Annotated in this window: 13 protein-coding genes; 6 read left to right on the top strand and 7 right to left on the bottom strand. The window is 68.7% G+C overall.

The window, feature by feature from the left end; translation table 11 throughout:
• On the top strand, window positions 1-544 hold a 544-nt coding region (locus tag ON38_RS33890; protein WP_051164292.1), incomplete at its 5' end, for a hypothetical protein.
• Between the two features lie 120 nt (window positions 545-664).
• Window positions 665-1,420 carry an SDR family oxidoreductase gene (locus tag ON38_RS02645; protein WP_039822063.1) on the top strand — a complete coding sequence of 252 codons (756 nt, stop codon included), beginning with the start codon at window positions 665-667 and terminating at the stop codon, window positions 1,418-1,420.
• A 21-nt stretch (window positions 1,421-1,441) separates the two neighbouring features.
• Here the strand turns inward: ON38_RS02645 and ON38_RS02650 are convergent, their stop codons facing one another.
• The 7 genes from ON38_RS02650 to ON38_RS02680 all read right to left on the bottom strand — a co-directional run bounded on the left by ON38_RS02650 (window position 1,442) and on the right by ON38_RS02680 (window position 9,736).
• A complete protein-coding gene (locus tag ON38_RS02650; RefSeq protein ID WP_039822065.1) occupies window positions 1,442-1,891 on the bottom strand; it encodes a MarR family winged helix-turn-helix transcriptional regulator in 450 nt (149 codons plus the stop codon).
• A 6-nt stretch (window positions 1,892-1,897) separates the two neighbouring features.
• Window positions 1,898-2,533 carry a type 1 glutamine amidotransferase family protein gene (locus ON38_RS02655; RefSeq protein WP_039822067.1) on the bottom strand — a complete coding sequence of 212 codons (636 nt, stop codon included), beginning with the start codon at window positions 2,531-2,533 and terminating at the stop codon, window positions 1,898-1,900.
• A 36-nt stretch (window positions 2,534-2,569) separates the two neighbouring features.
• A complete protein-coding gene (locus ON38_RS02660) occupies window positions 2,570-5,023 on the bottom strand; it encodes a CaiB/BaiF CoA-transferase family protein (protein ID WP_051164293.1) in 2,454 nt (817 codons plus the stop codon).
• 144 nt (window positions 5,024-5,167) lie between these two features.
• On the bottom strand, window positions 5,168-6,184 hold the full coding sequence (locus ON38_RS02665; RefSeq protein WP_083872151.1) for an enoyl-CoA hydratase/isomerase family protein: 1,017 nt from the start codon (window positions 6,182-6,184) through the stop codon (window positions 5,168-5,170).
• On the bottom strand, window positions 6,184-7,305 hold the full coding sequence (locus ON38_RS02670) for a M24 family metallopeptidase (RefSeq protein ID WP_039822068.1): 1,122 nt from the start codon (window positions 7,303-7,305) through the stop codon (window positions 6,184-6,186). The genes ON38_RS02665 and ON38_RS02670 overlap by 1 nt, the downstream gene beginning before the upstream one ends.
• Window positions 7,295-8,527: a M24 family metallopeptidase gene (locus tag ON38_RS02675; RefSeq protein ID WP_039822070.1), complete on the bottom strand. Its 1,233-nt coding sequence runs from the start codon at window positions 8,525-8,527 to the stop codon at window positions 7,295-7,297. The genes ON38_RS02670 and ON38_RS02675 overlap by 11 nt, the downstream gene beginning before the upstream one ends.
• Before the next feature lie 39 nt (window positions 8,528-8,566).
• Window positions 8,567-9,736 (bottom strand): amidohydrolase family protein, encoded by a 1,170-nt coding sequence (locus tag ON38_RS02680; protein WP_039822071.1) that lies wholly within the window; start codon window positions 9,734-9,736, stop codon window positions 8,567-8,569.
• A gap of 432 nt (window positions 9,737-10,168) precedes the next feature.
• Here ON38_RS02680 and ON38_RS02685 point away from each other — a divergent pair, with 432 nt between their 5' ends.
• The 4 genes from ON38_RS02685 (at window position 10,169) to ON38_RS02700 (ending at window position 13,666) form a co-directional block, all read left to right on the top strand.
• Window positions 10,169-10,771, top strand: a complete 603-nt coding sequence (locus tag ON38_RS02685) for a TetR/AcrR family transcriptional regulator (RefSeq protein WP_039822072.1) — start codon at window positions 10,169-10,171, stop codon at window positions 10,769-10,771.
• The gene (locus ON38_RS02690; RefSeq protein WP_039822080.1) at window positions 10,771-11,277 is read left to right on the top strand and encodes a hypothetical protein; all 507 of its coding nucleotides are present in this window, start codon (window positions 10,771-10,773) and stop codon (window positions 11,275-11,277) included. Before ON38_RS02685 ends, ON38_RS02690 begins: the two co-directional genes overlap by 1 nt.
• A 723-nt stretch (window positions 11,278-12,000) precedes the next feature.
• On the top strand, window positions 12,001-12,795 hold the full coding sequence (locus tag ON38_RS02695; protein ID WP_051164294.1) for an MlaE family ABC transporter permease: 795 nt from the start codon (window positions 12,001-12,003) through the stop codon (window positions 12,793-12,795).
• A 13-nt stretch (window positions 12,796-12,808) separates the two neighbouring features.
• On the top strand, window positions 12,809-13,666 hold the full coding sequence (locus tag ON38_RS02700) for an MlaE family ABC transporter permease (RefSeq protein WP_039822074.1): 858 nt from the start codon (window positions 12,809-12,811) through the stop codon (window positions 13,664-13,666).
• The last annotated feature ends 91 nt before the right edge of the window (window positions 13,667-13,757 follow it).

Below are 13,757 nucleotides of genomic sequence, written 5' to 3' on the forward strand. Positions count from 1 at the left end.
CGCAGCGTCCGGTTTCGCCCGGTTCGATGTGACCGAATACGGTGCGCTGTGCGCGGGCGGCGAAGGCAATCCCGCCGCCGCGCCCTATTCGGCGGCCGGGCCCAGTCCGGTGTATCTCGGCGGGGACCTGCCCGAGTACACCGCGTTCGGGCCCTCCGCGGTCTGGCGTCCGATCGATTCCGCCGCGGTGCAGTTGGTCGCGTGCGTGGGTCAGGAACGCCGTGGGGGGCTCGTGCGCACCTGCCAGTACCCGCCCGCGCCCGGGCAGCCGGTGGGCCGGACGCTCAACCTCTTCACGGCGGTCTATCGCCTCACCGTGTACGAGGCCCGTACCGGTAGCCGGCTGGCCTCGATGGAGATCACCGGCGACGAGTTCGGTACGGATCCCGCTGCCGCGCAGATCGATCCGTGCCGCGCGGCCGCCAGCGCACCCGAGGACGGGCTCCCGGGACGCCGGTACAGCCGGCCCTCGCATCAGCAGATAGAACAGGCCCTCACCCCGTTCGTGGCTCCGGCGTCGCAACGGATCCGGGCCGCCCGCTGAGCTCGGCCGGCTCGGTGCCGAACTGCGGGCAGGCGCCCTCGTAGCCGTTAGGCTCGGGACACCCGCCGCTCATCGCCGCACCGGTCCCGGTGCCGGCCCGACCGCAGGAGATTCAGCACAGTGGGCACTGGTTCGATCCTCATCACCGGCGCGAGCTCCGGTCTGGGCGCCGAAATGGCCCGGCAGTTCGCCGCTCTCGGCTACGACCTGGCCCTCTGCGCGCGCCGCACCGAGCGCCTCGACGACCTCGCGGCGGAGATCGCGGCGGCCCATCCCCGGGTGCGGGTGCGGGTCGCGGCGCTGGACGTCACCGATTTCGAGGCCGTCCCGACGGTGTTCGACGAATTCGCCGCCGATCTCGGCCGAATCGACCGGGTGATCGTCAATGCCGGGCTCGGCAAAGGGGTGCCGTTCGGGAAGGGCGGCGACCGACCCAACCGGCAGACCGTCCAGACCAATTTCCTCGGCGCCATGGCCCAGATCGAGGCGGCCATGAAGATCTTCCGCGCACAGGGCGCCGGGCACCTCGTGGTGATCTCCTCGATCTCCGCGGTGCGCGGTATGCCCAAGACGATGACCGCCTATGCCGCCAGCAAGGCCGGGGTGGCCGCGCTGGCCGAGGGTATCGCCGCGGAGCGGGTCCCCGGGGTGGACGTGTCGATCATCTACCCGGGCTATATCGCCTCGGAGATGAACGACAAGGCCGCGCATCCGCCCACATTCCTGGTCGATACCCGCACCGGTGTCCGTTCCATGGTTTCGGCGATCGAGAAGCGGCGCTTCAAGGCCTACTGTCCGGCGTGGCCGTGGGTGCCACTGGCCTACGCGATGAAGGTGCTGCCGCTATCGGTCGTGCGCCGGCTCGCCGGGATCTGAGCGGTCCCGTACGAGGCCGGCTCATTCCGGCGGCTCGAGCACCGTTACCGCCGCGGAGAGATCGGTGAGCGCGGCCACGATCTCCGTCAGCCGCTCGACCCCGAGTTCGGCCGCGAGCCGGGCGGCGAACTCCGCGTGCCGGGGCGTGATCCGGGCGACGGCCGCGTGCCCGGCCTCGGTGATCGCGACCAGTTTGGCGCGGCGGTGCGCCGGATTCGGCCGGTATTCCGCGAGACCGCGTTCCACCAGCAGATCGGCGATCCGCTGCACCCCCTGCCGGGTGACGCCCATTGCCCGGGCGATACCGGCCACCGGGAGCGGTTCGTGCAGTACGGCGCCCAGCACCTGCCACCAGGCGGCGGTGAGTCCGGCCGGCCCGGCCAGGTTCTCGGCGATCGCGAGGAACTGGCCGTTGAGCCGGAACGAGGTGATGGCGGCCGTGCTGAACAGCTCCTGTTCGGAATTCTGCACCGTGCCTCAGACCGCCGCCTGCCGCGCTTCGTACTCCGCCAGGGCCGCGTAGCCGGCCGGATCACCCTTGCTGAAGAGGCGGTACCAGCCGTCGAGCACCTCGGGTTCGTAGATCTCCAGGGCGGCCAGCACTTCACGCGCGAACTCGAAGGGCGCGGTGGAATTGGCGGTGATCACCCCGCGATCGGTGACCGCGGGTTCGTCGACGTAGTGGTCGCCGCCCGCGTATCCGCTGGCCGCCAGGAATTCGGCGACATTACTGGTGTGCCGGCGATCGTCGAGCAGGCCCGCCCGCGCCAGGCCGAAGGTCGCGCCGCAGATCGCGGCGACCGGGACGCCGGCCGCGGCGAATTCGCGGGCTTTCCCGGCGAAGGCATCCAGTTCGCCCAGCTCCCAGCCGGTGGCGCCCGGGAGGATGAGCATGGCGCTGTCGGCCGGGGTCAGCTCGGCAAGCGTGGTATCGGGCACGATCCGCATGCCGCCCATCGTGGTGACGGGATCGGTGCTCAGGCCGACGGTGCGGGTGCGGTGGGCGCCCGGTGCGCGATGCCAGGCGTCGTTGTTGATGTGCGCGGTCGCCGCGCCGACCTCCCAGTCGGCGAGGGTGTCGAAGACGGCCACGTGCACAATTCTCGGAGTCATGACAACATTCTGTCGATATGACAGCATATTGTCAAATTATCGGAAGAAGTGCGGTACCCCGCCCACCACTCCGTCGCGTTCGAGCGCAGCCACCTCCTCCGGGCGGTATCCGAGTTCGGCCAGTACCGCGTGATTGTCCTGACCGAGCAGTGGAGCGTGGGCGCGGTGGTAGCGGTCCGGTCCGGCGGAATAGCGGGCCGGGACCGTGCTGTGCCGCGCGGTCGGATTGACCGGATGCGCGACGGGTTCGAAGAATTCGCGATGGTGCAGCTGGGGGATCTCCGACTGCCGGTGCGGCTGTAGTACCTCGGCCGCAGGTATCCCGGCGTCCCAGAGGCGGGCGACGACCGCACCGGCCTCCTGGTCGGCGAACCAGAGCGCGAGGTGTTCGTCGATGGTGTCGTGCTGGGCCCGGCGGCCCGCGGCCGTACGCAGACCGGGATCGGTCGCCCATCCGGGCCGCCCCAGGATCTCGACGAGCGCGGTCCACTGCTCGTCGGTGGCGACGGCCAGGGCGATCCAGTTGTCGGGCCTGCCGAATTCGTCGAGTCCGGCGGCCCGGTAGAGGTTCTGCGGCGCGGCGTGCGGGCCCCGGTTGCCGGACCGTTCCAGCAGCGCGCCGTACGCGGAGTATTCGATGACCTGCTCGGCGGTGATGTTCAGGGCCGCGTCGACCATGGCCGCCTCCACCAGCACGCCCGCACCGGTGCGACGCCGGTGCTCCAGGGCCAGCAGCAGGGCGATCAGGGCGTGCACGCCGGCGTTCGGGTCGCCGAGGCTGTAGGGCTCGACCGGGTTCTGGTCCGGGTACCCGGTGCGCGCGGTGAGCCCGGAGGCGTCCTCGATCACATAGGCGAAGGCGGGGTTGTCCCGCCAGGGGCCGTCGAGCCCGAAACCCGGCATCCGCACCATGACGGCGTCGGGGCGCAGCGTTCGCACGGTGTCCCAGTCGAGACCGATCTGCTCGATCACCCGCGGCGTGTAGTTCTCCACGATCACATCGCAGGTGGCGACGAGCCGGCGCAGGATCTCGCGACCGGCCGGCTCCCGGAAATCGACGGTGATCCCGCGCTTGCCGGTGTTGAGCCCGGTGAAGATGCCCGACTTCTCCCACCACCGGTCCTCGGTGATCGGCACACCCGCGATGAGCCTGGTCCCGTCGGGACGCTGGGCCGATTCGACATGGATCACCTCGGCGCCCTGCATCGCGAGGAAGTGGGTGCACGACGGGCCCGCCCAGAACGTGGTCATATCGAGCACCCGCAGACCCTGGAACGGAAGCGGTCGCGCGGGGGCGGCGCCGGCCGGGGTCACGCGGGCGGGTAACCCGGCGTCGCGGTACCGCTCGGTGTGCTCGCCCAGCCGCGGCGCCGCGGCCGGTTCGCGCAACAGCGCCGGCCGGGACCGGAACGGGGGCCCGGGGCGGACGAATCCGCCGCCCGGCTGGACCGTGAAGAAGTCCCGGGCACGATGCTGGTCCAGCTCGGTGACCGTGGCACCGTCGGCCACCGGACTGTTCGGGATCCGGAAAGCCGTGGCCAGTTCCTGGATCTCGTCCACCTTGTGCGCCGCGAACCAGGCCGCGATCTCGTCGGCTTTCTCGTTGGTGCGTTCGGTGATGGCGGGAGTCGGGTCCTCCTCGATCCACTCGGGATGCCCGACCATGACGCACAGATCGAACCACTGCTGCGCGGTACCGCACCCCACCGCGATCAGGCCGTCGGCGGCCGTGGCCACTCCCGGTCGGCTCAGCCGGCGCTGGGTGCGGAACGGGCGGTTCAGCGTCTCGTAGAACGACACCGGATAGTAGGAGAGCCCGAGGATCTGGGTTTCCAGCATCGACAGATCGACCAGTTCCCCGGTGCCCGTGGCGAGGCTGCGGTGCCGGGCGGTGAGCAGCGCGGCCGCCGCGTGCGCGCCGGCGAACCATTCGCCGACATCGCCGCCGATGTGCAGCGGCGCCCGGTCCGGGGCCCCGCGGCCGAGGCCGACGATACCGCCCGACCAGGCCTGCAAGGTGAATTCGGTGGCGGGGCGCCCGGCCCACGGGCCGTCCAGGCCGAACGGCGTGATCGTGGTGACGACGAGATGGGGGTGGCGGTCGCGCAGGGCGGTGGGCGTGTGCCCGGGCCGGTCGGCGGTGCCGGGTCCGGGGGACCAGACCACCGCGTCGGCGCCCGCGAGCAGCCGGTCGAGCAGGTCGCGGTCCGCGGCGCTGTGCGGGTCGGCCACCACGCTGTGGGAGCGGCCGGCCAGGAAACGGAAGAGCGCGCCGTCGGCGCCGTCCTCGACGACCGCTCCGGAGACCGATCGGCGGCGCAGCGGGTTGCCCTCCGGCGGTTCGATCGCGATCACCCGGGCCCCGGCATCGGCGAGGAGTTTGGTGCAGTACGCGCCGGCGATCCCGCTCGACAGATCGACCACGATGTAATCGGCCAGTGGCGACGTTTCCGGGGGACCGTATCGACGCTCGATCCGATTCGCTGTCATAACACTCTCGATTCCTGTGCCGGGACTGCGGGCGTGGCGAAAGCCCCGGAGACCACGCTGCACCCGCACTGTGGTGCGGGTGCAGCACACCGGCACGCCCGGGCCGGTGCGGTCGATCCCCCGGGGGAACGCGGACGCGCTCGGCTATTGCTTCTTGCGGCGGCCCGACCTGCTGAGCCGGAATTCCGGCGGGAACCGGCTGTCGTTGTCCTTGACCGAATTGTTCAGGCCGCCGTCGAAGGCGTTGTCCAGCATCAGATCGTTGTCGTCGGCGTGGATATGGCCGCCCATGGATTCGAAGAAACCGCTGAGCAGGCTGCCCATGTACTCGCCCTGCTGCTGTTTCATGATCTCGAAGAAGACCTTCTGCATGAACACCGTGTCCGTGGGCCGGTTGCGGGCGCAGGCCAGCGCGTATTTATCGGTCTCGGCCTCGAGATCCGCCCGGGGTACGACACTGTTGAGGAAGTTGCACTCGGCCATCTCCGCGGCCGAGAAGGGCCGTCCGGTGAACACCATCTCCTGAAACTTGCGCAGGCCCATGGTCTGCGCCCAGGTCCACATCCGCGGCCCCCAGCCGTAGTAGCGGAACGACGGATGCCCGAACAGCGCGTCGTCGGCGGAGATCACCAGATCGGCGTCGGCGGCCTGGTAGAAGTGCCAGCCGTAGCAGTAGCCCTTGACCTCGACGATGCTGATCTTCTTGAACTCCTGCAGGCTGCGGCAGCCCGCCTGGGCGTTGGCATACCACTGGCTGATGTTGGCGCCGTGCCGGAACGACCCCGCGGGCGGATACCTGACCTCATCGGGCCCGATCTTGTATTCGCGCAGCCGCGGTCCCTGATCCGGGTCGTTCTGTACCGCCATGAACTCGCCCAGGTCGGCGCCGGATCCGAAATCGTCCCCCGCGCCCCGGATCACCAGCACCTTGACCTCGTCGTCGATACTCGCCCGGTGGATCAGATCGCCGTAGCGCAGGCGGGCATCCATGGTCGGGGCATTGAGCTGATCGGGGCGGTCGAAGGTGATGGTCGCGATGCGGGTCGCGGGGTCTTTCGAGTACCGGATGATCTCCTCGGCGCTCGGCTGCCCGGTGCCCGCCGGGCGGGCGTCCCCTTCGTCGTCGGCGTGGACTCCATTGCCGGGGGTACGGGTGGTCATCACGGCTCCCAGTGTGGGCTCGAGGTCAGGATCTGCGGGCCGTCGGCCTCGATGAGCACGGCGTCGCGGCCGAACACCGCGCCGACGCCTTCGGCCCAGACGTAACCGGTCACGGCGAGCACCATGCCGGGCTCGAGGATTTCGGCCTCCGCGGTGCGCCGCAGGGCGGGCGCGACGACCGGCGGGTCGAAACCCATACCGAGACCGCGGGCCACCGGCAGGGCCGGGAGCGGCTCGCCGGCGGAGAGATAGGCGTCGAGCAGTCCGGCCGCGGGCGCGCCCGGCCGGCAGGCCGCGACAAGACGGTCCCACAGCCGGTTCCAGCGACCGTAGAGTTTCTCCGTCGCCGGAGTCACCGGCCCGACCGGCCAGGTGCGCCCGACCTCACCGATATATCCGTCGGCGAGGACACCGGAGGAGAAGGCGACCAGGTCACCTTCCTGGACGCGCCGATCCGCGGTGGCCCGCCGCCACGGATGGTCCCGGGCGGTCACCCACGCCGCGTCCTGCGTGGCGGGGGTGCTCACCCCGCCCGCCGCGCAGGCTTCCAGCAGTATCCCGGCCAGACTCTGTTCGGTGACCCCGGGCGCGAGTTCGGCCAGCCCGGCGGCGAGCCCCTGTTCGGCGACCCGCAGGCCGGCGCGCAGGGTGTCGATCTCGTCCGCGGTCTTGATCCGCCGGGCCGCGCGGAAGGCCAGTTCACCGTCGACGATCTCGGCATTCGGGAAGGCAGTGGGCAGCAGTTCGGCGAACCCGGGGGAGAGCGCATCGGTCCCCACCCGCCGGGCGTCGGCCGCGCCTTCGATTTCCCGCAGCACCGCGGCGAGATTGCGGGGATCCCACATGGTCTCGTAGAGGTTCTCGTGCGGGATGTCCTCGGGGATCCCCTCGTCCCAGGTGCTGTGCAGATGGACCGCGCCGGTGCGCCGCACGAGCAGGGCCACCGGCCCGAACGGACGGGTGCCGGCCACCCACAGCTGGGGCGCGCCGGAGAGATAGCGGGCATTGGCCTGCCGTCCGGCGATGAGCACATCGAGGTCGTGGGCGTGCATCTGTGCCAGCACGCGCTCGCGGCGGCCCACCCGCAGCGCGCGATCGTCCGGCAGGATCTCAATCGCCATAGGGGGCATAGGTGTAGTCGGTGAGAGGCGCGAAGCCTCCGTCGGTAACCACCACGATCTCCTCACTGCGGTAGCCGCCGGTGCCGTCCTCCCACACCACGGGTTCGAGGACCAGCACCATGCCGGGTCGGAGCACGAAGTTCTCGTCGAATTCGGCGCCGAGATCGGTGCCGATCATCGGCACCTCGGCGGCGCTCACGCCGATACCGTGCGAAATATAGAAATGGGGGAGCCAGGGCCGCTGTCCGCCGGCCGCCGCGGTGGCCGCCGCGCCGAGCCGGGCCGCGGTCGCGCCGGGCCGGATCTGCGCGAGGACCGCGTCCAGGATCTCCCGCCACTTGCGGTACTGCGCCTGCTGGCGCGGTGTCGGATCCTGCCCGACGATCCAGGTGCGGCCGAAATCCGAGCAGTAGCCGTTGTAGGTGATGCTGACATCGGTCCACAGCACATCGCCGGCCGCGAGTTCCCGTTCGGTGGTGAGCAGCGGCAGCGCGAGATCACCGTGCTTGGTCCAGACACCGTCGGCCTTGGTTTCCGGCATGACCTGCCAGATGGCGTCGAGCATGGTGGCGGTGGCGCCGAGCTCGAACGCGCGCCGCACGAACCGCGCGGACAGGTCGATCTGGCGTTGCCCGGGCGCCAGGCCGGTGTGGATGTCGACGATGGCTTCCTCGGTGATCCGGCAGGCCTTGCGGATACAGGACAGCTCGTCGGCCGTTTTGATCAGTTTGGCCGGGCCGATGACCGTGGCGGCGTCCACCGGTTTCCCGCCCGGGAAGAGCCGGTCGCGCGCCCGCAGCATGGCGCCGGTGTACTCGTCCACCGCGAAGGTGGCGCCGGCGGGCACCAGCTCGGCCAGCTTCCGTGCGAAATCCGTGACGCCCTCGTCGAATTCGAGATACACCGGCGGATGCACATGGTCCTCGGGCAGTTCGGATTCGGCCGCGGCACCGGCCCGGAAGGGCAGGAACAGATGCGGCCATTCGTCGTGCACGGTGACCACGGCGACCGGTCGCTCGACATGGGCGAGCCCGGCGTCGCCGAGCGGCCAATTGGCGCCGGTCGCGTAGACGACATTGTTGTTCAGCAGCAGGATCGCCGCGTCGACACCGCGTTCGGCCATGGCCGAACGCAGCCGGGCCCCGGTCTCCCGGCGCATCCGGGCACGGTCGGGGAGGTCGGGTATATCGATCGCCGCGGTGGTCGCGGGAAATGCGGTCATCGGTAACGGTCCTTCTCGCCCTCGGCGCTGCGGCCCTGTCTAGACACCCAGGAATTCCTTGATGTTGCCGCTCACGATGCGTGCGGCGTCCTCGGGACCGACCGCTTCGACGACCGCGGCCAGCGACTGCTCGGAGTAGCCGAAGGTGCTCTCGTTGTGCGGATAGTCCGAGGACCACATCACCCGGTCGACCCCGATCCGGTCGATGACGGCCAGACCCAGCGGATCCACCATGAACGAGGCGCGCATATGGTTCTGCCAGTAGTAGCGCACATCGTGGTCGATCGGGCGGTTGTACATGTGCCGGTAGGACGCGTTCATGTGCTCGGCGTCCTGCAGTGCCGCGGCGACCCAGTTGATCCCGCCCTCGAACCAGCCGATCTGCAGACCCGGATGCCGGTCGATGATGCCGCTGAAGAGATACTTGGAGAACAGCTCCCGGAAGGGAGCCACATTGTGCATCATGCCGACCACCACGCTGTTCACCTCGCACGGGGCGGACAGCGGAGATTCGCCGATATGGTGCGATACCGGCACTCCGGATTCCTCGATGGCGTCCCAGACGCCGATCATCGAGGTGCTGCCGTAGTCGATGACATTGCCCTCGTCGTCCTTACCGGCCGACAGCGGCAGCAGGAACGTTCTGAGACCGAGGCCTTTCAGTTCGGTCAGGGTGCGGCGCGTTCCGTCGGCGTCCCACCAGTTGATCAGGCCGACGCCGTACAACGTGCCGCCGGAGCGCTCCTGCACCTCGGCGATGTACTCGTTGTAGATGCGGAAACAGCGCTCCCGGACCGCCTTGTCCGGATAGAAGAGCAGCGCCAGCAGCGAATTGGGGAAGGCCAGTTCCTTGTCGATTCCGTCGGCGCGCAGATCCGCCACCCGGGCCTCGAGGTTGGTGCTACCCGAGCCGGCGAGGGGGTCGTACTGCATCAGCACCCGGCTGAAATCACCGGGCAGAAAGGACTTTCCCTTGCGGCCGATCTGGTACGCGCCGTCCTCGTACCACACCCGGGGTGCCTTGTCCCGGAGCTCCTCGGGGAACCGCTCGTAGAAGATGTCGTCCGCGAGGGAGATGTGGTTGTCGGCGGAGAAGACCTCGGTGCCGGCGGGGAGTCCGAGTGTGCCCTCGGCGTGGCCCCGGCGATCCTTCGGCGGACCGAAACCCTGCGGCGGGTAGAGCTGGGCACTGCTGGGCGAAGTCGGCATCGTGACCCTCCAATGGATCGTTTGATTCGCGAATCTGCCGTCGGCGGTCGTGGTCCCGGGACGCCGTTGCCGTCGCGGTGTCATGCCGATTACCTATGACCGGTGGCATCGGCGGATCGGTGCTGCCGGCGGCCGGGTCCCGGGTGGTCACCCGCCAAGCTGAAAACGACATTATCACATTACGAGAGTGGCGTTCTACGGCTTGGCCCGGATTTGCCCATTACCCTGCGGCTAGGGCAACGAGAATGTTATTTTCATCAGAGCTTTACGCCGGGTCTCGCAACGGTTGTGCGCGGCCGGATTCCGACTCGGTCGTTGCCGTGATCCGCTTGTGAAGGCCCATTACCGGGGCAACTTCCCTGTAACCCTTGTCACATGATGGAAACCAACCTACTGTGTGTTCACTAGGTTTGTCAGATCGGGGTTCGGGCCATGACAGCTCCTCGTCCTTATGCCTCACTCCTCGCCAAGGGGGAAGACCGCAGGCAACGTATCCTCGCCGTCGCTCAGCGGCTGCTCACCCGTAACGGCTGGCGCGGTACCACACTCGCCCAGATCGCCGGTGAGGCCGGAGTGACCTCCGCGGGGTTGCTGCACCACTTCTCCTCGAAAGAGCAGTTGCTGCACGCCGTTCTGGATGCCCGCGACGCCCAGGATCTCGAAGACGCCGATATCGGCGGTGACCTCCTGGTCGAGATCCGCAAGGTGGTCACCCGGATGGAACGCCATCCGGAGCTGGTCGGCACCTTCGTGGTGCTGCTCGTGGAAAACCTCATGCCCGAGGCGCCGCTGCACGATCGGATGCTCGATCGCTGGCATACGGCCGTCGAACTCGTCGTCCAGGCGATCCGGAGAGGCCAGGACAGCGGCCGGTACCGGCGCGATATCGATCCACGCATGCGTGCGGTGGAAATCGTGGCCTTCTTGAACGGAATGGAGATCTCATGGCTGCTCGATCGTTCGATCCCGCTGGCCGACGTATTCAACGGTTACACCGAGTCGCTGGCCCGCGACTTGGCGGCGAAGGAGATGTGATGAGGTACCGGCTCGATGTGGTGGCGGCGACCGTGGCCGATGCGGTCCAGTTCGCCGGCGGGTGGCTGTTCGATCGGTCGGTGGCCGGCTGGGATGTGACCGTCCTGCTCGCCCGGCCCTCCGATATCCGGCCGTTGAAGATCCTCGGCGCCGAGGTGCGGGAACTCGACGCCGTCCTGGCCACGGAGGTGCCCGGCCGGCTGCCGCAGGCCCTGGCCGTCAACGCCGACGTCTGTAGCCGGGACGGCCGGGCCCGCAAGGGTGTGCTGCGGGCGCTCGAGGATCGCGGGATCGAGGTCGTCGTCTGGGGTGACGGCTGGCCGGCCGGTCAGGATCACGGCGTGGATCCGGTGCTGCACCGGCTCAGTTACGCGGCGCGAGCGTTCAAGGCGCAGGCGATGGTGGCCGCCGGGCTCTCGCCCACCGCGGTGACGCCGAGTGAGATCTTCCGCAGCGGTGCCATGGAGTACGCGCCGTTCTGCGCGGATCTGGTGCCCGCGGTCTGAGTCACGGTCTCCGCATCCCGTTGTCGGGGTGCGGGAGTGGTCGGCGGGTCGGTGTGGTGTCGATCCGACCCGGACAGTGGCGCGGTAGCGGGCGACCGGTCGCGGGGCCGGGCAGGTGCGACGTGTGGTGGCGCCGCGGTTCTTTCGGCCGCGGGCCGATGCCGGGTCCGCGCGATTCATAGAGTGCTTCGTACGCATTCGTGCGAATTCAATTCGGGGTCGAGGTATCGGGCGGGTTTGAAACGTCGAGTTTCACAACTCGGGTGTCGCCCGGGGGTTGACGCGCGGGTTTCGCCGGCCCCGCGCGGGGGGAATCCTGCCTGTTCGCGCGGGTTTCGTCGCGGCCGTGCGACCGTTTGCCCGATCTGCCTGGGCGTTCCGGGGAAGTTGCCGGCAAGTATTGAATTCTCTGAATCCGGATGCCATCCTATTGGAAATCGAGAATGACATTTTCGCACCGAGATATGCGACAGCTCGCCGACTGAGACGGCATCAGCCATCGGGTTGACCGTAGCCGTCCCCGGCACACCGCTCGTCGTATCGCGGCTCGTCCGGAGCCGCCCCGTCTGGGTGGGAGCCCCGCCGTCCGGCGCACCCACCGAGTCGTCGATCGTTCGACAGGAGCACTTCGATGCCGAATTCCTCGTTGCCCGGGTGGGTCCCGGGCCCCCCGGGGGACCGCCCGAACGACCCGGCGACAGCTCACGACACCGTGAGACTCCGATGACCACTCGCACCCCGGTCTGGATCCGGGCCAAAGATCGTGTCGCCGGACCGCTCCAGACCGTGGGCGGGCTGTTCGCCATGACCGCGGACGCGGTGAAATTCGCCTTCCGCCGGCCTTTCCAGACCCGGGAGTTCTTCGAACAGGCCTGGTTCATCGTGCGCGTCTCGCTGGTGCCGACGCTGCTGGTGGCGATTCCCTTCACCGTACTGGTCAGCTTCACGCTCAATATCCTGCTGCGCGAACTCGGCGCCGCCGACCTCTCCGGGGCGGGCGCGGCCTTCGGCGCGGTGACCCAGGTGGGCCCGATGGTGACAGTGCTGATCGTGGCCGGATCCGGTGCCACCGCCATGTGTGCCGACCTGGGCTCCCGGACCATCCGGGAGGAGATCGCGGCCATGGAGGTGCTCGGGATCGATCCGGTGCAGCGACTGGTCACACCGCGCATGCTGGCCTCCGGACTGGTCGCGCTCCTGTTGAACAACCTGGTCTGCATCATCGGAGTACTCGGCGGATACGTCTTCTCGGTGTATGTGCAGGACGTGAATCCGGGCGCTTTCGTCGCCGGGATCACCCTGCTCACCGGTATCAACGAGGTCATCATCTCGTCGGTGAAGGCGCTGCTGTTCGGGCTGGTCGCCGGGATCGTCGCCTGCTATCGCGGGCTCATCGTCACCGGCGGTGCGAAGGCGGTCGGCAACGCGGTCAACGAGACCGTGGTCTACGCGTTCATGTCGCTGTTCGTCATCAATGTGATGGTGACGGCGATCGGCATCCAGTTGACGACCGGATGAGAGGAGGTATCCGATGACAGCCTCCGAGGTCCTGACGGCTCGGTATCCGCTGCTGATCCGCCGGTTGCGTAAACCGGTGGACGTCCTGGGCCGGGTCGGTGACCATGCCATCTTCTATGTGAAGGCGCTGGCGTTCGCGCCATTGGCGGCCTGGCGGTACAAGCGCGAAACCATCCGGCTCATCGCCGAGATCAGTATGGGCGCGGGCACACTGGCAGCCTTCGGCGGCACGGTGGTGATCGTCAGCTTCCTGACCCTGGCCACCGGCGGCACCCTCGCGGTGCAGGGCTACAGCTCGCTCGGCGATATCGGAATCGAGGCACTCACCGGCTTCCTGTCCGCGTTCATCAATGTCCGGATCTCGGCGCCGGTGGTGGCCGGTATCGGGCTGGCGGCGACCTTCGGCGCCGGGGTGACGGCACAGCTGGGCGCCATGCGGATCAACGAGGAGATCGACGCCCTGGAATCCATTGCGATCGAGCCGATCTCGTATCTGGTGGGCACCCGGATCATGGCCGGGATGATCGCCATCACCCCGCTGTACGCGATCGCGGTGATCGCCTCCTTCCTGGCCAGCCGGTTCACCACCGTGGTGATCCTCGGGCAGTCCTCCGGGCTCTACGACCACTACTTCGCCACCTTCCTGAACCCGATCGACCTGATCTGGTCGTTCCTGCAGGCGATCCTCATGGCGATCACCATCCTGCTGATCCACACCTACTTCGGTTTCTTCGCCGCCGGCGGTCCGTCCGGTGTCGGAACCGCGGTCGGTAACGCGGTGCGCACCTCGCTCATCGCGGTGGTGTCGGTGACACTGCTGGTCTCGCTGGCCGTGTACGGGTCCAACGGAAACTTCGAGCTGTCGGGGTAGGGATGGCGCTGGTGGCAAACGAAACTCAGCCGTGGCCGGGCAGTCCGGCGGCGGGGCCGCGGACGCGCGCGCCCGCGGCCGGGCGGCACTG

Origin of the sequence: Nocardia testacea NBRC 100365 (assembly GCF_000308775.1) — a bacterium.
GTDB classification, from domain to species: domain Bacteria; phylum Actinomycetota; class Actinomycetes; order Mycobacteriales; family Mycobacteriaceae; genus Nocardia; species Nocardia testacea.